General features: G+C 72.3%; 19 protein-coding genes. 14 read left to right on the forward strand and 5 right to left on the reverse strand.

Going from position 1 to position 23,762, the window contains the following annotated elements; all coding sequences use genetic code 11:
• The 4 genes from NUH29_RS07550 to NUH29_RS07565 form a co-directional block, all read left to right on the forward strand.
• On the forward strand, nucleotides 1-1,110 hold a 1,110-nt coding region (locus tag NUH29_RS07550), incomplete at its 5' end, for a DUF58 domain-containing protein (protein WP_258798444.1).
• Nucleotides 1,107-3,413, forward strand: coding sequence for a transglutaminaseTgpA domain-containing protein (locus NUH29_RS07555; protein WP_258798445.1), 2,307 nt, complete (start codon nucleotides 1,107-1,109; stop codon nucleotides 3,411-3,413). The genes NUH29_RS07550 and NUH29_RS07555, both read left to right, overlap by 4 nt.
• Complete coding sequence (locus tag NUH29_RS07560; protein ID WP_258798447.1) at nucleotides 3,410-4,207, forward strand: zinc-ribbon domain-containing protein; 798 nt, start codon at nucleotides 3,410-3,412, stop codon at nucleotides 4,205-4,207. Before NUH29_RS07555 ends, NUH29_RS07560 begins: the two co-directional genes overlap by 4 nt.
• Nucleotides 4,208-4,294: 87 nt before the next feature.
• Complete coding sequence (locus NUH29_RS07565; RefSeq protein ID WP_258798448.1) at nucleotides 4,295-6,988, forward strand: FtsK/SpoIIIE domain-containing protein; 2,694 nt, start codon at nucleotides 4,295-4,297, stop codon at nucleotides 6,986-6,988.
• On the opposite strand, the gene ald is transcribed toward NUH29_RS07565, so the two are convergent.
• Nucleotides 6,946-8,061, reverse strand: a complete 1,116-nt coding sequence (gene ald, locus NUH29_RS07570) for an alanine dehydrogenase (protein WP_258798449.1) — start codon at nucleotides 8,059-8,061, stop codon at nucleotides 6,946-6,948. The two genes, NUH29_RS07565 and ald, sit on opposite strands and share 43 nt — an antisense overlap.
• 189 nt (nucleotides 8,062-8,250) lie before the next feature.
• Between ald and NUH29_RS07575 the strand changes: the two genes are divergently transcribed.
• The 5 genes from NUH29_RS07575 to NUH29_RS07595 all read left to right on the forward strand — a co-directional run bounded on the left by NUH29_RS07575 (nucleotide 8,251) and on the right by NUH29_RS07595 (nucleotide 13,810).
• Complete coding sequence (locus NUH29_RS07575) at nucleotides 8,251-9,459, forward strand: ABC transporter substrate-binding protein (protein WP_258798450.1); 1,209 nt, start codon at nucleotides 8,251-8,253, stop codon at nucleotides 9,457-9,459.
• On the forward strand, nucleotides 9,459-10,655 hold the full coding sequence (locus NUH29_RS07580; protein WP_258798451.1) for an ABC transporter ATP-binding protein: 1,197 nt from the start codon (nucleotides 9,459-9,461) through the stop codon (nucleotides 10,653-10,655). The genes NUH29_RS07575 and NUH29_RS07580 overlap by 1 nt, the downstream gene beginning before the upstream one ends.
• A 1-nt stretch (nucleotide 10,656) precedes the next feature.
• Nucleotides 10,657-11,571, forward strand: a complete 915-nt coding sequence (locus NUH29_RS07585) for an ABC transporter permease (RefSeq protein WP_258798452.1) — start codon at nucleotides 10,657-10,659, stop codon at nucleotides 11,569-11,571.
• Between the two features lie 131 nt (nucleotides 11,572-11,702).
• Complete coding sequence (locus NUH29_RS07590; RefSeq protein WP_373317445.1) at nucleotides 11,703-12,440, forward strand: ABC transporter permease; 738 nt, start codon at nucleotides 11,703-11,705, stop codon at nucleotides 12,438-12,440.
• 2 nt (nucleotides 12,441-12,442) lie between these two features.
• Complete coding sequence (locus NUH29_RS07595) at nucleotides 12,443-13,810, forward strand: transaminase (RefSeq protein WP_258798453.1); 1,368 nt, start codon at nucleotides 12,443-12,445, stop codon at nucleotides 13,808-13,810.
• 21 nt (nucleotides 13,811-13,831) lie between these two features.
• On the opposite strand, the gene NUH29_RS07600 is transcribed toward NUH29_RS07595, so the two are convergent.
• Both NUH29_RS07600 and gabT (NUH29_RS07605) read right to left on the reverse strand, forming a co-directional pair.
• Nucleotides 13,832-14,755, reverse strand: a complete 924-nt coding sequence (locus NUH29_RS07600; protein ID WP_258798454.1) for an asparaginase — start codon at nucleotides 14,753-14,755, stop codon at nucleotides 13,832-13,834.
• Nucleotides 14,752-16,104: a 4-aminobutyrate--2-oxoglutarate transaminase gene (gabT, locus tag NUH29_RS07605; RefSeq protein WP_258798455.1), complete on the reverse strand. Its 1,353-nt coding sequence runs from the start codon at nucleotides 16,102-16,104 to the stop codon at nucleotides 14,752-14,754. The genes NUH29_RS07600 and gabT (NUH29_RS07605) overlap by 4 nt, the downstream gene beginning before the upstream one ends.
• An 80-nt stretch (nucleotides 16,105-16,184) precedes the next feature.
• Between gabT (NUH29_RS07605) and NUH29_RS07610 the strand changes: the two genes are divergently transcribed.
• Entirely contained in the window at nucleotides 16,185-16,670 is a 486-nt protein-coding gene (locus NUH29_RS07610; RefSeq protein WP_258798456.1) for an OsmC family protein, read from the forward strand.
• A gap of 10 nt (nucleotides 16,671-16,680) precedes the next feature.
• Here NUH29_RS07610 and NUH29_RS07615 read toward each other — a convergent pair whose 3' ends face one another.
• Together NUH29_RS07615 and gabT (NUH29_RS07620) are read right to left on the reverse strand one after the other, a co-directional pair.
• Nucleotides 16,681-17,754 (reverse strand): hypothetical protein, encoded by a 1,074-nt coding sequence (locus NUH29_RS07615; protein ID WP_258798458.1) that lies wholly within the window; start codon nucleotides 17,752-17,754, stop codon nucleotides 16,681-16,683.
• A gap of 3 nt (nucleotides 17,755-17,757) precedes the next feature.
• Nucleotides 17,758-19,080, reverse strand: a complete 1,323-nt coding sequence (gene gabT / locus NUH29_RS07620) for a 4-aminobutyrate--2-oxoglutarate transaminase (RefSeq protein WP_258798459.1) — start codon at nucleotides 19,078-19,080, stop codon at nucleotides 17,758-17,760.
• Nucleotides 19,081-19,191: 111 nt separating this feature from the next.
• On the opposite strand from gabT (NUH29_RS07620), the gene NUH29_RS07625 reads away from it, so the two are divergent.
• The 4 genes from NUH29_RS07625 (at nucleotide 19,192) to NUH29_RS07640 (ending at nucleotide 23,720) form a co-directional block, all read left to right on the forward strand.
• Nucleotides 19,192-20,175, forward strand: coding sequence for an FKBP-type peptidyl-prolyl cis-trans isomerase (locus NUH29_RS07625; RefSeq protein ID WP_258798460.1), 984 nt, complete (start codon nucleotides 19,192-19,194; stop codon nucleotides 20,173-20,175).
• Nucleotides 20,176-20,201: 26 nt separating this feature from the next.
• Complete coding sequence (dxr, locus tag NUH29_RS07630; RefSeq protein WP_258798461.1) at nucleotides 20,202-21,296, forward strand: 1-deoxy-D-xylulose-5-phosphate reductoisomerase; 1,095 nt, start codon at nucleotides 20,202-20,204, stop codon at nucleotides 21,294-21,296.
• Nucleotides 21,293-22,327 (forward strand): DUF2330 domain-containing protein, encoded by a 1,035-nt coding sequence (locus NUH29_RS07635; protein WP_258798462.1) that lies wholly within the window; start codon nucleotides 21,293-21,295, stop codon nucleotides 22,325-22,327. Before dxr ends, NUH29_RS07635 begins: the two co-directional genes overlap by 4 nt.
• 64 nt (nucleotides 22,328-22,391) lie before the next feature.
• Nucleotides 22,392-23,720, forward strand: coding sequence for a M50 family metallopeptidase (locus tag NUH29_RS07640; RefSeq protein ID WP_258798463.1), 1,329 nt, complete (start codon nucleotides 22,392-22,394; stop codon nucleotides 23,718-23,720).
• The last annotated feature ends 42 nt before the right edge of the window (nucleotides 23,721-23,762 follow it).

A 23,762-nucleotide genomic window follows, 5' to 3' on the forward strand; every position in this document is an offset into this window, starting at 1 on the left:
CTGGAGTTCGTCGCCGTCGGCTGGGCGGCGCTCGTGCTCGCACTGTTCGCCGTGCTCTTCCTCGTCGGGCGCGCCCCGTACCGCATGGAGCTGGTGCTGCCGCACCGCCGTGCCGTGGTGGGGGAGCCCGCACGCGGTGCCGTCACCGTCGACAACAGCGGTGGACGACGGATGCTGGGCACCGTGATGGAGGTGCCCGTCGGCGAGTCGATCGTCGAGCTCGCACTGCCGGGCCTGCGGCGCTCGACCGCCCACACCCAGGACTTCGGCATCCCGACCGATCGACGCGGCGTCATCGCGGTCGGCCCCGTGCGCACGGTGCGCGGCGACCCCCTCGGACTCGTCCGCCGCGAGCTCAGCTGGACGGATCGCCTGGAGCTCGTCGTGCACCCGCGCACCGTCAGCGTCCCCTCGACGAGCACCGGCCTCATCCGCGACCTCGAGGGTGCGCCGACGCGCGATCTGACGGCGAGCGACGTCTCGTTCCACGCCCTGCGCGAGTACCAGTCCGGCGACGACCGCCGATACATCCACTGGAAGTCGACCGCGAAGACGGGCACCTACATGGTGCGCCAGTTCGAGCAGACCCGCCGCAGCCACCTCGTGGTCTCCCTGAGCCTCGCCACCCACGACTTCGCGAGCGAGGCCGAGTTCGAGCTCGCCGTGAGCGTCGCCGGGTCGCTCGGGGTGCGGGCGATCCGCGACGGGCGCACGGTGTCGGTGGTGGTGTCGGCGATCACGCCGGAGTTCGCCAAGCAGCGCGTGTACGCGGTGCGGCCGCTCGCGACCCACCTGCCTGACCGGCTGCTCGACGACCTCGCGGTCGTGCAGGCCTCCGTCGACGCACTGCCGATGCGCGACATGGCGCGGATCGTCGCGGACGGCACCCCCGGCATCTCGGTGGCCTTCCTCGTCTGCGGCTCGCGCACGAGCGCCCAGGAGCTGCGCGCCGCCGCGTCGTCGTTCCCGCCCGACGTGGAGGTCGTCGCGGTGGCGTGCGACCCCGAGGCCGTGCCCGGCATGCGCCGGCTCGCCGGGATCAACGTCCTCACGATCGGCTACCTCGAGGAGCTGCGGCTGGCCCTGGCCCGATCGGCGGCGGTCGCGTGAGCGGGCGTCGGGTGCGTCTCGCGGCGATCGGCGACATCCTGCAGCTGTGGCTCGTGACCGGTCTCGCCGCCCTCACGTTGTGGCCCATCTACCAGTCGTCGGCGTTCATCGTGCTCGCGGTGACCGCCGTGCTCCTCGGCACCGCCGTGGCGTCCTTCGGCGCGATGTTCCGCTGGCCGGCCTGGGTGGTGCTGATCGTGTCGGTCGCCGTGTACGCCGCGGTCGGCGTGCCGCTCGCGGTGCCCGGAAAGGCGATCGGCGGGCTGCTGCCGAGCGTCGACGGGCTCGTCGACCTGTTCGCCGGCATCGTGGTGGGCTGGAAGCAGCTGCTCACCATCACCATCCCGGTGGGCGACTACCAGTCGCTGCTGGTGCCCGCCCTCGTCATGCTGTTCGGCTCGACCGTGATCGCCTGCACGATCGCCCTCCGCGCGCGCGTGGGGGAGTTCGCGGTGATCCCGCCCCTCGCCGTGTTCATCGTGGGCATCCTCATGGGGCCGAGCACCCCGGGCTACCCGGTGCTGCTCGGCACCGCGATGCTCGTCGCCTGCGTCGGCTGGATCAGCTCGTGGCGCTGGCGCCGGCGGCGGGCCGTCAACCGGGTCCGGGATCGCGACGCCACCGCATCCGGTTTCCGCTTCGGTGTCGAGCTGCGCACCCTCGTCGCGGGGGTCGTCGTGCTCTCGCTCGCCGGGGGAGGTTCGATCGCCGTGGCGAGCACCCTCACCCCGCGTGCCGACCGCGAGGTGCTGCGGAACGTCGTCGCCCAGCCGTTCGACCCGCGCGACTACGCGAGCCCCCTGTCCGGATTCCGGCGCTACCTGCGCGACGACCGGGTCGACGAGGTGATGCTCGACGTGACAGGGCTGCCGGCGGGCGCGCGCATCCGGATCGCGACCCTCGACAGCTACGACGGCGTCGTCTACGCGGTGGGCAGCGCCACCGTCGACTCGGCGTCGGGCACCTTCGTGCGCGTGCCGTCGCGGCTCGACCAGTCCTCCGCCGGCTCGGACCGGGTGAGCGTCGACGTCACCGTCGAGGGCTACCAGGGCGTCTGGGTGCCGACGGTGGGGATCATGGAGGACCTGAGCTTCTCGGGGGCCGACAGCACCCGGCTCGACGACGGCTTCGCGTTCAACGACACGAGCGGCACCGCGGTCGACCTCGCAGGGGTCGCCGCGGGAGACAGCTACCGCATCGACGCCGTGCTGCCCGACGACCCCAGCCTCGACACCCTCCGCACGGCGGTCCCGGGCTCCGCGCCGGTGCCGCGCATCGCCGACCCGCCCGAAGAGCTCACGACCGCCCTCGACGGCTACGTCGAGGGCGTCGACGGGGCCGGCGCCCAGCTCGTGGCGGCGATCCAGGGTCTGCGGGCCGAGGGCTACATCAGCCACGGGCTGGCCGACGACGAGCCCCCCAGCCGATCCGGCCACTCCCTCGACCGGATCGCGGAGCTGTTCTCGGGCAACCGGATGATCGGCGACGCGGAGCAGTACGCGGTGGCGGCGTCGCTCATGGCGACCCGGCTCGGGTTCCCGGCGCGCGTCGTGCTGGGGTTCGCGCCGGAGTCGGCGGGGACCGGCAGCACGACGGTCGTGCGCGGCTCGGACATCACGGCCTGGATCGAGGTGGACACCGCGCAGTACGGCTGGGTCGCCGTCGATCCGGTGCCGCCGGTTCGTCCGATCCCCGAGGAGCAGCCGGAGGATCCGACGCCCGTGTCGCGCCCGGAGTCGATCGTGCCGCCGCCCGCCGACCGCCCCGACCCGCGCGAGGAGCAGCTCGACCCCGACACGACGGCCGACGAACCGCAGGCGGTCGACGCCGGGCTCGAGGTGCTGCTGCAGACGCTGCGCATCACCGGCGTCGTGCTGCTCGTGCTGTTCATCGCGCTCGCGCCGTTCCTCGTGGTGGTGGGCGCGAAGCTGCGGCGACGGCACCTGCGCAAGACGGAGCCGAGCACGCTGGGACGCATCCGGGGCGGATGGGACGAGTTCGCCGACCTCGTCGTCGACCACGGTCTCGCACCCCCGCCCTCGGCGACCCGCGCCGAGCTGGCTGCTGCCGTCGGAACTCTGCCGTCGCGCGTGCTGGCGGCGGTCGTCGACCGTGCCGTCTTCGCGCCCGACGCGCCGAGCGAGGCTGACGCCGAGCGCGTGTGGGTCGCGGTGGGCGAGCTGCGCACCTCGCTCGACTCGGGGCGTACGCGCCGCGAGCGGCTGCGCGCGCTCATCTCGGTGCGCTCCCTCGGGGGCGGATCGGTGCGCATGCTGCTGCGCCGACCGGGGGCCCGCCCATGAACTGCGGATACTGCGGGACGCCCCTTCCGCCCGGCGCCCTGTTCTGCGTCGAGTGCGGTCGATCGGTCGGTCACGGGGATGCGGCACCGCCCCGCCCGACGACCCCGATCGCGCCGGAGCTGCAGGCCCCGCACTGCCCGCAGTGCGGGAGCCCCATCGTCGAGGGCGACATCTTCTGCGGGGAGTGCGGTTTCGTGCTGCGCCCGATCGCGGCGCAGCCGACGGCGCCCCCCGTGCCCGCGCCCTCGCCGGAGCCGAACGCCGAGCCCGAAACCGAGTCCGAGCCCGAACCCCTGCCCGTCGCGGATCCGGAGGAGGCGCCCGAGCCGGATCCCGACCCCGAACCGGATCCGCGTCCCGAGGACGAAGACGACGTCGAGTCCGCCCCGCTGCCCGAGACCTCGTTCCTCGCGCCCGCACCACTCGAGGACATCGAGAGCACGCGGATCGTCGCGTCCCCCCGCCGCGGGGAGCGCTACGTGCTGCAGTTCAGCACCGGGGAGAGCGTCGTCGTGGTCGGGAACGGCCTGATCGGACGCAACCCGTCGCCGGAGCCGGGCGAGTACGTCGACGAGCTGGTGTCGATCTTCGACGTCGGCAAGTCGGTCTCGAAGTCGCACGTCGAGTTCGGCCAGGAGTCCGGGCGGTTCTGGGTCAGCGACCGCTACTCGACCAACGGCACCGTCGTGCGCCAGCCCGACGCGGCGCCGGTGCGCTGCGAACCCGGCAGACGCTACGTCATCTCGCGGGGGAGCCGCGTCGAGATGGGCGAGCAGTTCTTCATCGTCAGCTGATCGTCCCCATCCCGCGGGTCGCGAGCCGCTCCCCGGACGGCGGATGGCCGGATCGCACCGGATGGGGGATCGCGCTCGGATGGTGGCGTGCACCTGCCGCCCGAACGCCTCGCGCTCCCCGTCGTCGACCCGCCCGCCCCGCGTGCGCGCATCCCCGTGGTCGCGATGGCCGCGCCGCTCGTGTTCGCGGGGGTGCTCTGGCTCGTCACCGCGTCGCCGTACACCCTGCTGTTCGCCCTGCTGGGGCCGCTCGTCGCGGCGGGGTCGGCGCTCGACGGGCGCCGCGGAGCGCGTCGCGAGCGGCGGCAGCGGCTCCGGGCCGCCCGCGACGACCTCGCCGAGCTGCGGCGGCTCGCGGATGCCGGCCTCGCCGCGCGTCGTCGCGAGCAGGAGGAGCGCGTCCCGTCGCTCTCGGCGCTCACCCCGCGCTCGGACGCGGGCTGGTGGATCGGCACGGGGGACGTGCCGTCGGGCATCGAGCTGGTCGCCGAGGGCGAGACGCCCGAGCTCGCCCCCGAGATCGCCGAGCTGCGCGCGGCGGTGCAGACCCTCCGCCGGGTGCCGATCCTGCTCCCGCCCGGCGACGAGCTCGTCGTGGCCGGGCTCGACCCGCTCGTCCGGGCGCTGTCGCGCGCGCTCGTACTGCAGGCGGTCGCGCGCTGCGCGCCCGGCACCGCGTCGGTCACCGTGCCCCCCGACGAGGAGTGGGCGTCGGCCCTCCCCGCGCGCTGCGCCCCGGGACGGGAGTGGCGCGTCGAGACCGCCGCCGGGCCGGTGCTGCAGCTGCGACGGGTCGCGGTCCTCCTCGGCGTGGCGGGCCTCGACCTCGGCGGGGGCGAGGAGGCACCGAGCGCCGCGGGCGTCTGCACGGGGTGGCGACCGTCGTTCCTCGCGCGGGCCGAGGCCTCGGCGCATGCCTTACGCCTCGCGACCGCGGCGGTGGACGCCGGGTGGCGGCCGCCCGGGGCCATCCCGGCCTCGATGGAGCTGTCCGAGCTGCTCGCGGATGCGGGCGACGCGGCATCCTCGGCGGCGACGCTCGGACACGACGGCGCATCGCCCGTGCAGATCGACCTGGAGCGGGACGGACCCCACGCCCTCGTCGCCGGCACGACCGGGTCGGGCAAGAGCGAGCTGCTCGTGAGCTGGGTGCTCGCGCTCGCCGAGCGGCGCTCCCCGACGGAGCTCGCGTTCCTGCTCGTCGACTTCAAGGGCGGCGCCGCGTTCGCGCCCCTCTCGGGGCTCCCGCACGTGGTCGGCGTGGTCAGCGACCTCGATCCGTCGACCGCGGAGCGCGCGGTCCGGAGCCTGCGCGCCGAGCTCCGGCGCCGCGAGGGGATCCTCGCTCAGCACGGCGTCGCCGAGATCGGGGCGCTCGCGCATGGCGTGCTCCCGCGGCTCGTCATCGTGGTCGACGAGTTCGCGGCGCTCGTCGCCGCGGATCCGGGGCTCCACGGCGTCTTCGCGGACCTCGCCGCGCGCGGGCGCACGCTCGGCCTGCACCTCGTGCTCGGCACGCAGCGTCCGGCGGGCGTCATCCGCGACGCCATCGCGGCGAACGTCACCGTGCGCCTGTGCCTGCGGGTGATCGACCCCGCGGACAGCGTGGCCGTCGTCGGCGTGCCGGATGCGGCCGCGCTCCCCGCAGCCTTCCCCGGCCGGGCGGTGCTGCGGGACGCCGACGGCGTCCGCGAGGTTCAGCTCGCGCGATCCGGCCCCGGTCTGGCCGAGCGGATCGCGGCGCGCTGGGCGGACGCTCCGCGCCCCGCCGACCGCCCATGGGTCGATCCGCTCCCCGCGCGGCTCACGCTCGCCGAGATGCCGCGACTCCCCGGGGGCGGGCCGGTCGTGGGCCTCGTGGACGTACCCGAGCTGCAACGGCGCGAGCCGTTCGCACTCGACCCCTGGGCGGGCGCCGTCCTGCTCGTCGGCGCCACGGGATCGGGGCGGAGCGAAGCGCTCTCGACCCTCGTCGCCGCGAGCGCGTGCGCGACCCGCTGGGTCGTCGACGAGCCCGCGGAGCTGTGGGCGGCGCTCACCGAGCCTCCCGCCGCGGAGCGCAGCCTCGTGGCCGTCGACGACCTCGACCTGCTGCTGGCGCGCGTCGACGGCGAGCAGCGTGCGCAGCTCGTCGAGCTCCTGGCGCGGGCCGCGCGCGAGGGACGGCGCGGGGGAGTGGCGCTCGCGGCGAGCGCGCGCGGGACGGGCGGCCTGCAGGGGGCGGCGGGCACGTTCGAGCAACGCGTGGTCCTCCGTCTCGCCGATCGCGACGAGCACCTGCTCGCGGGAGCGGATGCCCCCACCTTCCGCGCGGACCGACGCCCCGGCTCAGCGGTCTGGCGCGGGCACGACGCGCAGTTCGCCCTGGCGCCCGCACGACCGCCGGTCTGGCGGTCCGCGCCCCCCGGGATCCGGCTCCCCGAGGGTCGCTGGGCGCTCGTCACCCCCGACCCGCAGCGCTGGCTCGACGCCCTCGCCGCGGCGGGTGTGGACGCCGCGCCGCCCGGAGCAGCCCCGGCGGCGGTGCGCGTCGCGGACGCCGACGGATGGCTGGCCGCCCACGCGACGCTCGCGGAGGCGCGCCGCGAGGGATGGCTCCTGCTGCAGGGGTGCTCGTCGGCCGAGCTGCGCACCCTCACCCGGTCGCGCTCGGCCCCGCCGCTCGGGGACGGCGACGCCTGGCGCGTCCGGGCCGACCGCGTCGAGCGCGTGCGGCTGCTCGTCGCCCGAGATCGGGATCAGGCCAGGCCGAGCGGAGCCTCCTCGGCCTCCAGCCCGTGAGCCGTCGCGACGGCCGCGTTGACCACGTGGCCGGCGTGCACGTTGAGCCCGCGCGCGAGCGCGGCGTCCGTGCGCAGCGCCTCCCGCCATCCGTTGTCGGCGATGGCGCGCACATAGGGGAGGGTCGCGTTGGTGAGCGCGTAGGTCGAGGTGTTCGCGACCGCGCCGGGCATGTTGGCCACGCAGTAGAAGAGCGAGCCGTGCACCGGGAAGGTGGGGTCGGCGTGCGTCGTCGGATGCGAGTCCTCGAAGCACCCGCCCTGGTCGATCGCGATGTCGACGAGCACGCTGCCCGGCTTCATGCGCTCCACGAGCTGGTTCGTCACGAGCTTCGGCGCCTTGGCTCCGGGCACGAGCACGGAGCCGACGACGAGGTCGGCGTCGAGCACGGCCCTCTCGATCTCGAAGCTGTTCGACGCGATCGTGCGCACCCGACCCGCGTAGAGGGCGTCGAGCTCGCGCAGACGCTGGATGTTGGTGTCGAGCACCGTCACCTGGGCGCCGAGGCCGACCGCGACGGCGACCGCGTTGGTGCCGGCGACGCCGCCTCCGAGCACCACGACGTGCGCGGGCCGGGTTCCCGGCACCCCGGGCACGAGCAGGCCGGGGCCGCCGTGCGGCCGCATCATGACGTTGGCGCCCACGATCGGGGCCAGGCGCCCCGCGACCTCGCTCATCGGCGCGAGCAGCGGCAACGCGCCGGAGGCGAGCTGCACCGTCTCGTAGGCGATCGCCGTGACGCCGCTTTCGATGAGGGCGTGCGTGAGCTCGGGCTCGGCGGCCAGGTGCAGGTAGGTGAAGAGCACGAGGCCGTCGCGGAAGCGCCCGTACTCGCTCTCGATCGGCTCCTTGACCTTGAGCACGAGCTCGGCGTCGCCCCACGCCGCGTCGGCGTCCGCCACGATCGTCGCGCCCGCCGAGGTGTAGTCGTCGTCCGTGATCGAGGATCCGAGGCCCGCACCCGACTGGATGAGCACGTCGTGACCCGCCGTCGTGAGGTCGTGGACCCCCGACGGGGTGATGGCGACCCGGAACTCGTTGTTCTTGACCTCGCTCGGCACACCGATTCTCATGCCGCAAGAGTAACGCCGCCAGACAGAGGAATCCGAAGAGGAATCCCTCGAGTTGTGCTGATTTCGTGAAATCTATGTTTCGAAATGGACGCTTTTGCCCGTTGCGGTCGTGATGCGCCCGGGGATGTGCAAATATCAACGCACGGCATCGCTGCCCCGCCCGCGCACCACGTGAAGGAGCTCCATCACATGTCCCGGTCTCTTCCCGAAGATCCGCTCATCCGCAGCCTCGTCATCCAGGCCCGTCGCGCTCAGGTCAGTCGACGCACCCTCCTGCAGGGCGCCGGCATCGGCACCGCGGCGCTCACCCTCGCGGCCTGCTCGACCGGGGGCAGCAGCAAGCCGACTCCGGCGAAGGACAACTCCGCGAACGACCCGACCCTGACCTGGGCGAACTGGTCGCTCTACCTCGACGAGGACGACGCGGGCGACCACCCGACGCTCCAGCAGTTCCAGGACGAGACGGGCATCACGGTCGACTACCGCGTCGACGTGGACGACAACAACTCCTACTACGCGAAGGTCAAGGACCAGCTCGCGCTCGGCCAGGACATCGGTGCCGACACCGTCTGCCTCACCGACTGGATGATCAGCCGCTGGATCCGCCTCGGCTACGGCCAGGAGCTCGATGCGGCCAACATCCCGAACAAGTCGAACCTCGAGCCGAGCCTCTCGGACGTCGACTTCGACCCGGGCCGGAAGTACTCGCTGCCCTGGCAGGGCGGCTTCGCCGGTATCTGCTGGAACAAGGCCAAGATCCCGAACGGCCTCAAGTCGGTCGACGACCTCTGGAACCCCGCCCTCAAGGGCCGGGTCGGTGTGCTCAGCGAGATGCGCGACACGATCGGGCTCATCATGCTGCAGAACGGCGTCGACATCTCGGGCGACTGGGGCAACGACGAGTTCGCGGCCGCCAACGACATCTTCCGCAAGCAGGTCGAGGTCGGGCAGATCCGCAACATCAAGGGCAACTCGTACATCGACGACCTCGCCAACGAGGACACCCTCGCCGCGATCGTCTGGTCGGGCGACGTGACCACCCTCAACGCCGAGAACGGCGACAAGTGGGAGTTCGCGATCCCGGAGGCCGGCGGCACGATCTGGAACGACAACTTCATCGTGCCGATCGGCTCGAGCCGCAAGGCGAACGCCGAGAAGCTCATCAACTTCTACTACGACCCCGAGATCGCCGCCGAGGTGGCCGCCTGGGTCAACTACATCACGCCGGTGGTGGGGGCCAAGGAGGCCGCCGAGGCGATCGACCCCGAGCTCGTCGACAACCAGCTGATCTTCCCGAACGAGGAGACGCTGTCGACGGTCAAGCGGTTCCGCAGCCTGACTCCCGCGGAGGAGCAGTCCTTCGGTGCCGAGTTCCAGTCGGTCCTGATCGGGGCCTGATGGCCGGATCGTTCGACGAGTCGGGGGCCGACCTCGAGCTGGTCGGCGTCACGAAGCGCTTCCCCGGGTTCACGGCGATCGAGAACCTGAACCTGACGATCCCCGCCGGATCCTTCTTCGCCCTGCTCGGACCCTCCGGATGCGGCAAGACCACGACCCTGCGCCTCGTCGCCGGGCTCGAGGAGCCGACCGCGGGGCGCATCCTGATCGGCGGCAAGGACGTCACGACCTCGAAGCCGCATCAGCGCCCCGTGAACACGGTGTTCCAGAGCTACGCGCTGTTCCCGCACATGACCGTGCTCGGCAACGTCGAGTTCGGGCTGAAGCGCCGCGGGATCTCGAGCGCGCGCGAGCTGGCGCACGAGGCGCTGCGCCTCGTCGAACTCGACCACGTCGCGGGGCGTCGGCCCGCGCAGCTCTCGGGAGGTCAGCAGCAGCGCGTGGCGCTCGCACGGGCCGTCGTCAACCGACCGGCGCTCCTGCTGCTCGACGAGCCGCTCGGCGCCCTCGACCTGAAGCTGCGCCGCCAGATGCAGCTCGAGCTGAAGTCGATCCAGAGCGAGGTCGGCCTCACCTTCCTGCACGTGACCCACGACCAGGAGGAGGCCATGACCATGGCCGACACGGTCGCGGTGATGAACAAGGGCCGCATCGAGCAGATGGGTGCGCCCGAGGAGCTCTACGAGCTGCCGCGCACCACCTTCGTCGCGAACTTCCTCGGCCAGTCGAACCTCTTCACGGGCGACGTCGTCTCCACCGAGAAGGATTCGATGACGGTCGACATCGCGGGGCTCGGCATCAAGGTGCCCCGCGAACGCGCCCAGCGCCACGCGGGCGAGGTGACCATCGGCGTGCGCCCCGAGAAGCTCACGCTGCACACGGCCAAGCCGGAGTCGACGGCGGGGGTCAACATCCTCGGGCCGGGGACCGTGATCGACGTCTCGTTCACGGGCGTCAGCACGCAGTACCTCGTGCAGGTGCCGGGGCTTCCGGTGCTCACCGTGTTCGCCCAGAACATGGTGTTCGGCCCCGTCGCCGAGCCGGGTGCCGAGGTCTACGTGTCGTGGCGCGTCGAGCACGGCTTCGGCCTCGCCGACGAGCCCGAGCCCGAGCCGAAGTTCGCCGGCGACGACGACACGCGCACGATCGCCGTGCAGCGGCGGCAGCGCCTCGAGGACGAGCTGGACGAGGCCTGAGGTGGCATTCGGCGCATTCGCCAACTCGGGCCCCGACCTCTCGGCGGCGGCCCCGCGTCGGCGCAGCTACGTCGCGATCATCCTGCTCGCGCCCGGCGTGGTGTACCTGCTCGCGACCTTCGTGGCCCCTCTCGTGTCGCTCGTGCTCACGAGCTTCAAGGAGCCGGGCGGCGACTTCGAGGTCGGCGAGTACGTGTACGCCTTCCGCTGGGAGAACTACGCGGAGGCGATCGGCCGATTCGGCGAGATCTTCCTGCGCACCTTCGGGTACTCGCTGCTGGCGACGATCCTCGCGCTGCTCATCAGCTACCCGCTGGCGTACTTCATCGGGGTGACGCTGCGCCGCTTCCCGCTCTGGCAGAGCCTCGTGCTGATCCTCGTGATCGCCCCCTTCTTCATCAGCTTCCTGCTGCGCACCCTCGCCTGGAAGGCGATCTTCGCCGACGAGGGCCCCGTCGTCAGCTTCCTGCAGGCGATCGGCATCCTGGGGCCCGAGGACTACCTCAACGGCACCGCGTTCACCGTGATCTTCGGTCTCACCTACAACTACATCCCGTTCATGACGCTGCCGATCTACACCTCGCTCGAGCGGCTCGATCTGCGCTACGTCGAGGCCGGCGGCGACCTCTACGCGGGACCCGCCCAGCGCTTCTGGCGCATCATCCTGCCGCTCTCGCTGCCCGGCGTCGTGTCCGGCACCCTGCTGACCTTCATCCCCGCCTCCGGCGACTACGTGAACGCGAGCAAGGACTTCCTGGGGTCGACGAACACCGTGATGGCCGGCAACGTCATCAACGACATGTTCTTCCAGAGCTTCTACCCGCTCTCGGCCGCGGTCTCGATCCTGCTCATGATCGCGATCCTCATCCCCGTCGTCGCCTACGTGGCCCGGAGCGGATCGGAGGACCTGCTGTGAGCACGCAGGAGGCGGCCGCCCTCGCCACCGCCGAATCGGCGCCCGCACCGCGGGGACGCGCGCGCAGCGGACGAGGGGGCGCGGGTGCGTGGGTGGTCGGCGCGTACTCGCTGCTCGCGCTCGCCATCATGATGATCCCGATCGTCTACACGATCGTGTTCTCGTTCAACGACGCGCGGCGCACCAACATCGTGTGGCGCGGCTTCACGCTCGACAACTGGCTGAAGATCTGCGACGACGCGCGCGTGTGCGAGTCGTTCGGCAACAGCATCATCGTGGGCGTCGTGGCCACCGTGGTGGCGACGATCCTCGGCACGATGATCGCCATCGCGATCGTGCGCTACACCTTCCGCTTCACGACGCTCATCACGATCCTGCTGTTCCTGCCCATGGCGACCCCCGAGGTCGTGTTGGGCTCGGGCCTCGGCTCGCAGTTCGTCAACATGGGGGTCGAGCGGGGGCTCTGGACGATCATCGTCGCGCACATCATGTTCTGCATCAGCTTCGTCGTGGTGACGGTGCGGGCACGCGTGGCGAGCCTCGACCCCGCGCTCGAGGAAGCCGGACGCGACCTCTACGCGAGCCCCGCGCAGGTGTTCTGGCGGGTCACGCTGCCGCTGCTCATGCCCGGCATCCTCGCGGCGGCGCTGCTGTGCTTCGCGCTCAGCTTCGACGACTTCATCATCACCAACTTCGTCTCGGGCAACGCCGAGACCTTCCCGAAGTTCGTGTACGTCGCGGCGAGCCGCGGCATCCCGCCGCAGTCGAACGTCATCGCCTCCGCCGTGTTCGTGCTCGCGATCGTGATCGTGGTCGCCGCGCAGCTGTCGGCCGGGGTGCGCCGTCGGAAGCTCGCGAAGACGGGCTGAACGTGTACCGCGACCGCGCGCGTCTCACGGAGCTGTGGGATGCGGAGCTCGAGACCTTCCGCCGCCTCCACCCGCGCTCCGGCGAGCTGTGGAACGCGGCGCGCGAGCACCTGCCGGACGGCGTGCCGATGCTCTGGATGGCGAAGTGGCCGGGGGACTGGCCGGTGTACGTGGAGGAGGCCGCGGGCGCGCACTTCCGCTGCGCCGACGGCATCGACCACGTCGACCTCTGCCTCGGCGACACCGGTGCCATGGTAGGGCACGCCCCGGCGGCGTCCGTCGCCGCGATCACCGAGCGGCTCGCGCGCGGCTCGACCTTCATGCTGCCCACCGAGGACGCCGCGGTCGCCGCGGGCCTGCTCGCCGAGCGCTTCGGCCTGCCCGAGTGGCAGTTCACGCTCTCGGCGACGGATGCCAACCGGCACGTGCTGCGTTACGCGCGCCAGGCGACCGGTCGGCGCAAGGTGCTCGTGATCGACCACTGCTACCACGGCACCGTCGACGAGGCCTACGCGACGCTCGACGACGACGGCCGGGTGGTGTCCCGGCGTCGCAACATCGGCCCGCCGGTGCCGCTCGACGAGACCACGGTCGTCGTGGAGTTCGACGACCTCCCGGGGCTCGAGGCGGCGCTCGAGACCGGCGAGGTGGCGGCGGTGCTCATCGAACCGGCGATGACCAACATCGGCATCGTGCTGCCGCAACCCGGATGGCACGAGGCCGTGCGGGCCGCCTGCGACCGCACCGGCACGATCCTCGTCATCGACGAGACCCACACCCTGTGCGCCGGCCCCGGAGGCATGACCGCGCGCGACGGGCTGCGCCCCGACGTCGTCGTGGTGGGCAAGACGATCGGCGGCGGCATCCCGGCGGGCGCCTGGGGGATGACCCGCGGGCTCGCGGAGCGGGTGCGCGACAGCCTCGAGTGGCGGGGCGAGGGCCGCGAGGATCTCGACGTCGGCGGCGTCGGCGGCACGCTCGCCGGCAACGCGGTGTCGACCGCCGGCATCCGGGCGACGCTCTCGGAGGTGCTGACGCCCGAGGTCTACCCCGGCATGATCGCGCGCGCCGAGGAGTGGACGGCCGGGGTGCAGGCGGCGATCGACGAGTTCGACGTGCCGTGGCAGGTGACCCGGCTCGGCGCCCGCGCGGAGTACAGCTTCCGCCCGACGCCGCCCGCGAACGGGCGCGAGGCGGCCGACGCCGACGACTTCGCCCTGCAGCAGTACCTGCACCTGCACGCCCTCAACCGCGGGATCCTCATCACGCCGTTCCACAACATGGCGTTGATGAGCCCCGCGACCACCTCCGCCGACGTCGAGCGCCACACCGTGGCATTCCGCGAGGCGGTCGCCGCGCTGTTCGGGTAGCTCGTCGCTCCGCGACGGGCCTCAGAACGCGAGGCGCAGGGTGGTCCAGGGGTCGGCGAGGGCGGCGAGGGTGTCGTCGGCGGTCTCGCGGGCGAGCAGACCCTCGCGCACGAGCAGTTCCAGGCCGACCGGGGTGGTGGCGCGGTGCGAGCCGTCCAGCGCCTTCACGGCGACCGCCTCGCCCCCGGGGGTCACCAGCACGAGCACGCCCTCGGCGCCGAGCTTGGCGACGAGCCCCGTGCGCTCGATCGTGACGGTGTTGGCACGCCCCGGACCGTCGAGGGCCCAGGGGTTCGCGCGGATGGCGTCGCCGAGCACGGTTCCGGAGCGGGCAGCGCGGGATGCCGCGCGTGCGAGACCGGCGAGGCTCAGCACGGGGACGGGCGCGCCGCAGCCGTCGACGCCGAGATGGACGAGCTCGTCGCCGGACAGTTCGGCCGTGAGCGCGAGCACCTGCTGCTGCACCGGATGCGCGGGGTCGAGGTAGCTCTCGAGATCCCAGCCGTGGGCGACGGCGGCCGCAAGGAACCCCGCGTGCTTGCCCGAGCAGTTCATCGTCAGCCGCGACGGCGCGGATGCCGCCCGTCGCGCCGCGGGATCCGACGGCCAGTCGGCCGGGCAGCGCAGGGCGTCGGCGTCGAGGCCCGCGTCGGCGAGCATCCGCTCGACGACCGCGACGTGCCGGGGAGTTCCCGCATGGCTCGCGGAGGAGAGCACCGTCTGCTCGGCGTCGAGCACGACGCCGAGCAGCTCGACCGCGGTGGCCTGCACGAGCTTGAGCGTCGAGCGCGGGTAGATCAGCGCCTCCGGATCGCCGAGCGCCCGCGCCAGCGCGCCGTCGGCGTCGACCAGCGCGGCGGCACCGAGATGATGCGACTCCGGCCATCCGGAGCGCTCGACGACAGCGAGCGGGGCCGAGGTCGAGGCGTCGAGCGCGGCGCTCACGCCCCTGCCGCGGCGAACGACTCGGCGAGCACGTCGAGCGCGTCGGCGAGCAGCTCGTCGGTGAGCGCGAGGCTCGGCAGGAAGCGCAGCACGTTGCCGTAGGTGCCGGCGGTGAGCACCAGCACGCCCCGCTTCGCCGCCTCCGCCGCGATCTTGGCGGGCAGGTCGGCCCGCGGCTCGTGCGTCTCCGGGTCGAGCAACTCGACCGCGATCATCGCGCCGATGCCGCGCACCTCGGCGATGACCGGGTGGCGTTCGCGCAGCGCCTCGAGCGCGGGACGGAGCCCCGCCTCGATGCGCGCCGCCTCGGCGAGCAGGCCGTCCGCCTCGATGCGCTCGAAGACGGCCACCGCCGCGGCGCAGGCCACCGGGTTGCCGCCGAAGGTGCCGCCGAGGCCGCCCGGCTGCGAGGCGTCCATGATCTCGGCCCGGCCGGTGACGCCCGCGAGGGGCAGGCCGCCGGCGATCCCCTTCGCCGAGAGCACGAGGTCGGGCACGAGGCCGAAGTGCTCGCTCGCGAAGTAGGTGCCCGTGCGGGCCATACCCGACTGGATCTCGTCGGCGATGAAGACGATGCCGTTGGCCGTGCACCACTCCTGCAGCGCCGGCAGGTAGCCGTCGGCCGGCACCACGAAGCCGCCCTCGCCCTGGATGGGCTCGACGACGAGGCAGGCGAGGTCGGACGCGCCGACCGTCTTCTCGAGGTAGCCGATCGTGCGCGCGGCGGCGGCGGCGCCCGAGAGCCCGTCGTGCAGCGGGTACGAGTTCGGCGCGCGGTAGACGTCGCCCGCGAAGGGGCCGTAGCCCAGCGAGTACGGCATCGCCTTGAAGTTCATCGCCATCGTGAGGTTGGTGCGCCCGTGGTAGGCGTGCTCGAGCACGGCGACGCCGCTGCGTCCGGTGAACTTGCGCGCGATCTTGACGCCGTTCTCGACCGCCTCCGCGCCGGAGTTCACGAGCACGGTCTTCTTCGCGAAATCGCCGGGGGTGTGGGCCGCGAGCAGCTCGGCGACGCGCACGTACTCCTCGTAGGGGGTGATGGTGAAGAGGGTGTGGGTGACCTCGGTCAGCTGCGCGGATGCGGCGGCGACGACCGCGTCATCCGTGTGCCCGATCGTGGTGACGCCGATGCCCGCGCCGAGATCGATGAACTGGTTGCCGTCGACGTCGCGCAGGATCGCGCCGTGGGCGCGCTCGATGTAGACGGGCAGGGCGCTCGAGACGCCGTCCGACACGACCCGGCGACGTCGCTCCTGCAGCTCGATCGACCGCGGTCCGGGGATCGCGGTGACGACGCGGCGTTCCAGGACGAGCGGCGCTACCGTGGGGGAGGTCAGAGTGTCGGTCATGGCTGCGATCCTACCTCCCGCGAGGCGGCATCGAATGCTGCTGATTCCGTCGCGGTGGCCTGCTCAGAGTGAGGATTCCCATGGATCACCGCCACAATTACGCGGTTTCCGTCGAATGGACGGGCAATCGCGGAACCGGCACCTCGGGCTACCGCGAGTACGGGCGCGAGCTCGTGGTGCGGGCCGAGGGCAAGCTGCACGAGATCGCCGGGTCGAGCGATCGGGCGTTCCGGGGCGACCCGGCCCGGTGGAACCCGGAGGACCTGCTGCTCACGGCGCTGAGCCAGTGCCACCTGCTCAGCTATCTGCACGTCGCGGTCACCCGGGGGATCGTCGTCGTCGCCTACACCGACGACGCCACCGGGCGGATGGTGCAGACCCCGGACGGCGGAGGGCACTTCACCGAGGTGACGCTGCATCCGGTGGTGACGATCGCGGCGGGCGACCCCGCCGACGCGCTCGACGCGCACCGCGAGGCGTCGAAGCTGTGCTTCATCGCCTCCTCGGTGAACTTCCTCGTGCACCACGAGCCGGTGATCCGGCTCGCCGACGACCCGCTCTCGTGAGGCGGGCGCCTCAGGGCGCGGAGTGGCTGTCGAGGTGGGAGAACAGCTCGGCGCGCTCCGCGTCGAGGGACTGCAGCTCGGCCAGCTTGTCGTTGTAGGAGTCGACGTCGGCGTTCAACTGCACCCGGTCGTCCTCGAGGGCGTCCTGCCGGTCGAGCAGCTTCTGCCGCTCCGACTCGAACTGCTGTTGCGAGTCGAAGTCGCCCGCGTCGGCACGCTCGTTGAACTCGTCGATGTCGGCGTCGAGGGCCGCGAGGTCGGCGTCGTAGGCCGCCGAGCGGGCCTCGAGGTCGGCGTAGGCCGCGTCGAGCTCGGCGCTCAGCTGCTCGATCCGCGTGCTGTAGCCGTCGAGCTGCTCGGTCGACCCGGATGCGTAGGCGAGCACCTGGGTGCGGTTCCCGAAGATCTCGGCGTAGTGCGTCTCCAGCTCGGCGGGGAGTCCGTCGTGCCCCGTGCCGAGGCGGGAGTGCCACTCGTCCGCGCGCTGCGACTCCGGATAGCCGGCGACCACCTGCACGTCGGCGTCGGTCTCGGGGAGGGTCGCGACGTACGACGCGACGAGGGCGTCGATCCGGGAGCGCTCGTCGGCGTCCATGCGGTCGTACACGGCATGCAGCAGCTCGTGGGCCGCCGTGGCCTCCACGGTGCCCGCCAGGCGGTCGTCGGTCACGTCGTAGACGTAGATGCGCTGCCGGTCGTAGCAGCCGAGCACCACGTCGGCGTCGATCGGGCAGTGCACCTGGAAGTCGCTCGCGTCGTCGACCTGCGGGCGGCTCGCGAAGAAGATGCGGCGTCCGGTCTCGGTGAGCGTGAGCTCCTCGGCGAGCTGCTCGGCCCGGGCGGACGGCGGGTCGGTCCAGACGATCCACTGGTCGGCGTAGGCCTGCCGGCGGCCGGCGTCCCACGGTGCCGCGGCCACGAAGCCCGCGACCAGGAGGGCCACGAGCGCCCCGCCGACCCAGCGGCCGACGTGGCGCCGCCTGCGCCGGGGACGGATCGGCGGCACGGGCTGCGAGGAGCCGAACTCCTCGGGGAACGGGTCGCTCGCCGGCTGGCGGAAGCGGTCGGTCAGCTCGTCGGTCATGGCTCAGAGGGCGGTGAGGGCCTCTTCGAGCACGCCGACCGCGTCGTCGATCAGCTCGTCGCCGATGACGACGCTCGGCAGCAGCCGCAGCACCGAATCCCACGATCCGGCGTCGAGCGGGATGACGCCGTTCGCGGTCGCGTGGCGCAGCACCGCGGCGAGCGCCTCCGGGTTCGGCGTCGTGGTTCCCGGCTGCACGAGCTCGATGCCGAACATCGCCCCCTTGCCGCGCACCTCGCCGACCACGCCGAAGCGCTCGGTCCAGTCCGCGAGCCGCGCGGTGAGCGTGCGCTCGACGCGCTGCGCCTCGCCGATCAGGTCGTCGCGCTCGATGATCTCGAAGACCTTGAGGGCGGCCGCCGTCGACACCGGGTTGCCGCCGAACGTGCCGCCGATGCCGCCGGGCTGCACGGCGTCCATGATGTCGGCGCGTCCCGTGACGGCGGCGAGCGGCAGACCGCCCGCGATGCCCTTGGCGCTCGTCACGAGGTCGGGCACGACGCCGTGGTGCTCGATCGAGTACCAGGCGCCGGTGCGGGCGATGCCCGCCTGGATCTCGTCGGCGACGAAGACGATGCCGTTCTGCTCGCAGAAGCGCTTGATGGCGGCGAAGTAGCCGGGCGCCGGGATGATGATGCCGCCGTCGCCCTGGATCGGCTCGGCGAAGAACGCCGCGACCTCGGTGGCTCCGATGTGGGTCTCGATGTAGTCGATCGTCTTGGCGGCCGCCTCCTCGCCCGTCAGCCCGTCGCGGAACGGGTAGGAGATCGGAACCGAGTAGAGCTCGCCCGGGAACGGGCCCATGCCGGCGCGCTCGGGCCACGGGCGGTAGGTCATCGCCATCGTGAGGTTGGTGCGGCCGTGGAAGGCGTGGTCGAGGCTCACGATGGCGCGGCGCCCGGTGAAGCGGCGCGCGATCTTGACCGCGTTCTCGACCGCCTCGGCGCCCGAGTTCACCAGGATGGTGTGCTTCTCGAAGTCGCCGGGGGTGATCTCGGCGAGCTTCTCGGCGACGCGCACGTAGTTCTCGTAGGGCGTGACCGTGAAGAGCGTGTGGGTGAGCTTCGCGGCCTGCTCGGCGACCGCCGCGGCGACCTCCGGGTGCGCGTGCCCGATCGTGGTCACCCCGATGCCGCAGCCGAGGTCGATGAGCTGGTTGCCGTCGACGTCGACGAGGATCGCGCCGGCCCCGTGATCCATGTAGATGTTGGCGAGCGTGCCCGCCCCGCGCGACACGCTCGCCACGCGGCGCTCCTGCAGGGCGCGGGACTTCGGACCGGGGAGTTCCGTGACGAGCTTGCGCTCCTGGGGCACGCTGAAGGCCATGCCCCGAGTCTAGGCGGCGGTCGCTGGACGGCCGCCGAGGCGGGCTCGCACCGCGTGCCAAGGTTCCATGGGGGAGGATGGGGTGTCCCCACAGCATCCGAGGAGTCCGTCGTGCCCCGCGCCCTGCCCATCCTGACCGTCGCCGCGCTCGCGGTCGCCCTCGTCGGCTGCTCGTCCGCCGACCCCGACACGACGTCGACCCCGACCGACGGTGCGACCGCCGACGCGCGCACCTGCGCCGCATCCGGACCCGAGTCGGATGCCGTGTCGGTCACCGGCGACTTCGGCGCCCTGCCGACGGTCGACTTCGACGCGCCGCTCGAGCCCGACACCACCCAGGTGAGCGTCGTCTCCGACGGCACGGGCGAGGAGGTGCCCTACCCGTCGGTGATCTCGGTCGACTACAGCTTCTACGACGGGACGACGGGCGACGTCATCGAGTCGACGAACTTCACCTCCGGCGAGGAGGCGGTGTTCGTGCTCGACGAGAGCCAGCTGCTGCCCGGCCTGCTGAAGACGATCGAGTGCGCCGAGGTCGGCTCGCGCGTCGTCGGGGTCTCGACCTCGGACGACGGCTTCGGCGACGACGGGCTCGAGGACTACGGCATCGCGGGCGGCGACTCGCTCGTGTTCGTCGTCGACATCGTCTCGGCCGTGACGCGCGCCGAGGGCGAGGCCCAGGACCCGGTCGCGGGCATGCCGACCGTCGAGCTCGACGCGGACGGCGCCCCGACCGTGACGATCCCCGACGACTACACCCTGCCCACCACGACCCAGTCGGCCGTGCTCATCCAGGGCGCCGGCGCGCAGGTGCAGGCGACCGACCAGGTGTACATCCAGTACCAGGGCATCAACGCCGAAACCGGCGAGATCTTCGACCAGACCTGGGGACGTGCGCCCTACGGCGGGTCGGCGAGCAACTTCATCGCCGGCTTCACGAACACGCTCGTCGGCCAAAACGTCGGTTCGCAGTTCCTCGTGGTGATCCCGCCGGCCGACGGCTACGGCGAGGCGTCGGACGACAACACCAACGCGCTCGCGGGGCAGACGCTCGTCTTCGTGGTCGACGTGCTCGCGGCGGTGCCCACGGCGTGACGCGCGACCCTGGGTAGGCTCGCGGCATGAGCCGCCGTCGTGTCGTCGTCCTCGGGTCCACCGGTTCGATCGGGGTGCAGGCGCTCGAGGTGATCGACGCGAACCCCGAGCGGTTCGAGGTCGTCGGCCTCGCCGCGGGCCACGACGCGGAGGGCCTCGCCCGGCAGGCGGCTGCGGCGGGGGTCACCCGCACGGCGCTCGGCATCGACGAGGCCGTCGCGCTCGTGCACGACGTGCCGGCCGATGTCGTGGTCAACGGCATCACGGGGTCGGTGGGGCTCGCGGCGACCCTCGCGGTGCTCGAGTCGGGGGCGACGCTCGCGCTCGCCAACAAGGAGAGCCTCATCGTCGGAGGGGATCTCGTGCTCGCCGCGGCGGCGCCGGGGCAGATCGTGCCCGTCGACTCGGAGCACTCGGCGCTCGCACAGGCGCTGCGGGCGGGGGAGCACGGCGAGGTGCGGCGGCTCGTCGTCACCGCGTCCGGGGGACCCTTCCGGGGGCGCACCCGCGAGCAGCTCGGCGAGGTGCGACCCGAGGACGCGCTCGCCCACCCCACCTGGAACATGGGCCGGGTGGTCACCACGAACTCCGCGACCCTCGTCAACAAGGGACTCGAGGTGATCGAAGCCCACCTGCTCTTCGGCATCCCGTACGACCGCATCGACGTCGTCGTGCACCCGCAGTCGGTCGTGCACTCGATGGTCGAGTTCGTCGACGGCTCGACGATCGCGCAGGCGTCGCCGCCCGACATGCGCCTGCCGATCTCGCTCGGACTCGACTGGCCGCATCGCGTGGCGGGCGTCGGCGCACCGATCGACTGGACGACCGCCCAGCAGTGGACCTTCGAGCCGCTCGACGACGAGACGTTCCCCGCCGTCGCCCTGGCCCGCCGGGTGGGCGAGCTCGGCGGCACCTACCCGGCCGTCTACAACGCGGCGAACGAGCAGGCCGTCGAGGCGTTCCACGCGCGCCGGGTGCCGTTCCTCGGCATCGTCGAGACAGTTCGGCGGGTCGTCGACGCGCACGAGCCCGGTCCTGTCACCCTCGAAGGAGTGCTGGCGGCCGAGGACTGGGCCCGCGACGAGGCCGATCGACTGCTGGCGGGGGGAGTGAACGGATGACGCGACGGGTCATCGCGGCAGGGGCGGCCATCGTGCTGCTCGCCTCCGGGATGACCGCGGCGGGTCTCGCCCAGCCCGCCGTCGCGTGCGCCTGCGGTGCGCCGACGCCGCCGAACGGCACGACCGTCTCCGTGGGCGAGGAGCACGCCTTCGTCACCTTCGACGGCACCACCGAGCGCATCGACCTCGTGCTCGACATGGCCGCGGACGGTGCGGACACCGGCCTCGTGCTGCCCACACCGACCCCCGCGACCGTGAGCCTCGGCCAGGCCTCGCTGTTCGAGGCGCTCGACCGTCAGACCGCACCGGAGGTCGACACCGTCGAGGACTGGTGGGGCTCGGAGGGCGAGGGCGGCGCGGGCGCGGCCCCCGAGGTGCTCTCGGAGGTCGACCTCGGACCCGTGCAGGCGGTCACGCTCGCCGCATCCGACGCCGCCGGGCTGCAGGCGTGGCTCGCGGCGAACGGCTACGCGATCGACCCGGCCGTGCAGAACCTGTTCGGCGACTACATCGCGCGCGGCTGGTCCTTCGCGGCGCTCAAGCTCACGGGCGAGGTGCCCCTCGACGGTGCGCTCGACCCCGTGAGCTTCACGTTCACGACGAGCCAGGCGGTCTATCCGCTGCTGCTCTCCCAGGCCGCCACGGTGCCCCAGACCGTGCGGCTGTACCTGTTCGGCGAGGACACCATGCAGGCGACCTTCCCGGACGGCACGGTCGCCGGCGACGTCGCCTGGTCCGGCCCGGTGACCGAGCCCGCGCTCGCCGTGTTCGGCACCTACCTGACCGAGATCGAGGCGTACTTCGCGGATCCCGCCACCCAGATCACGGGAGACCTCACGCTCGGCTCGACCGGGGAGCGGCGCGACTACACGCCCGTCGAGACCCGCACCAAGTACGTGCAGATCGGCGGCGTCCCCCTCGGGATCGCGATCGCGGCCGTCGCGACGGTCTTCGGCGTCATGCTGCTCATCGTCATCCTCGGCGGCGTCGTCCACCGGCGCGCCGAGCTGCGCCGCCGGCGACCCTGGTAGGCGTTCAGCGCGCGCATCGCCCGGCCACGGCCCGCTCCCAGCACGGGTGCCCTAGCCTGGCGCCGTGGAAACCGTGCTGCTCTACGTGCTCGGCATCGTCATCGTGGCGGTCGGGCTCGCGCTGTCGATCGGACTCCACGAGCTCGGCCACCTGATCCCCGCCAAGCGGTTCGGGGTCAAGGTCGCGCAGTACATGATCGGTTTCGGGCCGACGCTGTTCTCCCGCCGGAAGGGCGAGACCGAGTACGGGTTCAAGCTCATCCCGCTCGGCGGCTACATCTCGATGGCCGGCATGTACCCGCCCGCCAAGGACGGCGACGGCGCGGCGCGCACGGCGAGCACGGGGTTCTTCGACACCCTCGTGCAGGACGCCCGCGACCAGTCGGCCGACACCGTGGAGGCGGGCGACGAGGACCGCGTCTTCTACAAGCTCCCGGTGCACAAGCGGATCGTCATCATGCTCGGCGGGCCGGTCATGAACCTGCTCATCGCGATCGTGCTCTACACCGTGGTGCTGTGCGGGTTCGGGGTGTACCAGAGCTCGACGACCCTCGGGAGTGTGAGCGAGTGCATCGCGACCGACGCCTCGCAGACGGAGTGCACGGCAGCGGATCCGGCGGCGCCGGCGGCGGCGGCGGGGCTCAAGCCCGGCGACCGCCTGGTGTCGATCGACGGCACCCCGATCGAGAGCTGGGATCAGGCGAGCGCGATCATCCGCGAGCACCCCGGCGACACCATCGCCTTCGTGGTCGAGCGCGACGGCGCGCAGGTGACGCTCGACGTGACCCCGCTGCTCACCGAGCGACCCGTCGTCGACGCGAACGGCACGGTCGTCGTCGACGGCGACGGGAACACCGTCACGAGCGAGGTCGGGTTCATCGGGGTCGGTCCGGCGAGCGAGAAGGTGCAGCAGCCGGTGACGGCCGTGATCCCCGCAGTGTGGGACAACACGGTCGCGGTGGGGAAGATCATCGTGACCCTGCCGCAGCGTCTCGTGCAGGTGGCGCAGGCGGCTTTCGGCGGCGAGGAGCGCGACCCGAACGGCCCGATCAGCGTCGTCGGCGTCGGTCGGCTGGCGGGGGAGATCACCTCTCTCGACTCGGCGCCGATCGCCGACCGGGCCGCCGGCCTCATCCAGATGCTCGCGGCGCTCAACGTCGCGCTGTTCGTGTTCAACCTCATCCCGCTGCTGCCGCTCGACGGCGGGCACGTCGCGGGGGCGATCTGGGAGGCGATCCGCCGCCGGATCGCCGCGATCCGCGGCAGGCCCGACCCCGGTCCGGTCGACATCGCCAAGCTGATCCCGCTGACGCTCGCGATCGTCGCCGTGCTGGCGCTGTCCAGCGGCCTGCTCATCTACGCCGACATCGTCAATCCGGTGACGCTCGGCTAGATGTAGTTCCTCGACACGTTGTGAACGGCTGAGGTAGGCGAA

Origin of the sequence: Protaetiibacter mangrovi (assembly GCF_024752305.1) — a bacterium.
Classification (GTDB): Bacteria; Actinomycetota; Actinomycetes; order Actinomycetales; family Microbacteriaceae; genus Homoserinibacter; species Homoserinibacter mangrovi.

What these genes read in the sequence shown, in the direction of transcription:
- NUH29_RS07560 (WP_258798447.1), top strand. Translation starts at nt 3,410, where the DNA reads ATGAACTGCGGATACTGCGGGACGCCCCTTCCGCCCGGCGCCCTGTTC.
- ald (WP_258798449.1), bottom strand. Translation starts at nt 8,061, where the DNA reads ATGAGAATCGGTGTGCCGAGCGAGGTCAAGAACAACGAGTTCCGGGTC.
- NUH29_RS07575 (WP_258798450.1), top strand. Translation starts at nt 8,251, where the DNA reads ATGTCCCGGTCTCTTCCCGAAGATCCGCTCATCCGCAGCCTCGTCATC.
- NUH29_RS07580 (WP_258798451.1), top strand. Translation starts at nt 9,459, where the DNA reads ATGGCCGGATCGTTCGACGAGTCGGGGGCCGACCTCGAGCTGGTCGGC.
- NUH29_RS07590 (WP_373317445.1), top strand. Translation starts at nt 11,703, where the DNA reads ATGATCCCGATCGTCTACACGATCGTGTTCTCGTTCAACGACGCGCGG.
- gabT (WP_258798455.1), bottom strand. Translation starts at nt 16,104, where the DNA reads ATGACCGACACTCTGACCTCCCCCACGGTAGCGCCGCTCGTCCTGGAA.
- NUH29_RS07610 (WP_258798456.1), top strand. Translation starts at nt 16,185, where the DNA reads ATGGATCACCGCCACAATTACGCGGTTTCCGTCGAATGGACGGGCAAT.
- NUH29_RS07615 (WP_258798458.1), bottom strand. Translation starts at nt 17,754, where the DNA reads ATGACCGACGAGCTGACCGACCGCTTCCGCCAGCCGGCGAGCGACCCG.
- gabT (WP_258798459.1), bottom strand. Translation starts at nt 19,080, where the DNA reads ATGGCCTTCAGCGTGCCCCAGGAGCGCAAGCTCGTCACGGAACTCCCC.
- dxr (WP_258798461.1), top strand. Translation starts at nt 20,202, where the DNA reads ATGAGCCGCCGTCGTGTCGTCGTCCTCGGGTCCACCGGTTCGATCGGG.
- NUH29_RS07635 (WP_258798462.1), top strand. Translation starts at nt 21,293, where the DNA reads ATGACGCGACGGGTCATCGCGGCAGGGGCGGCCATCGTGCTGCTCGCC.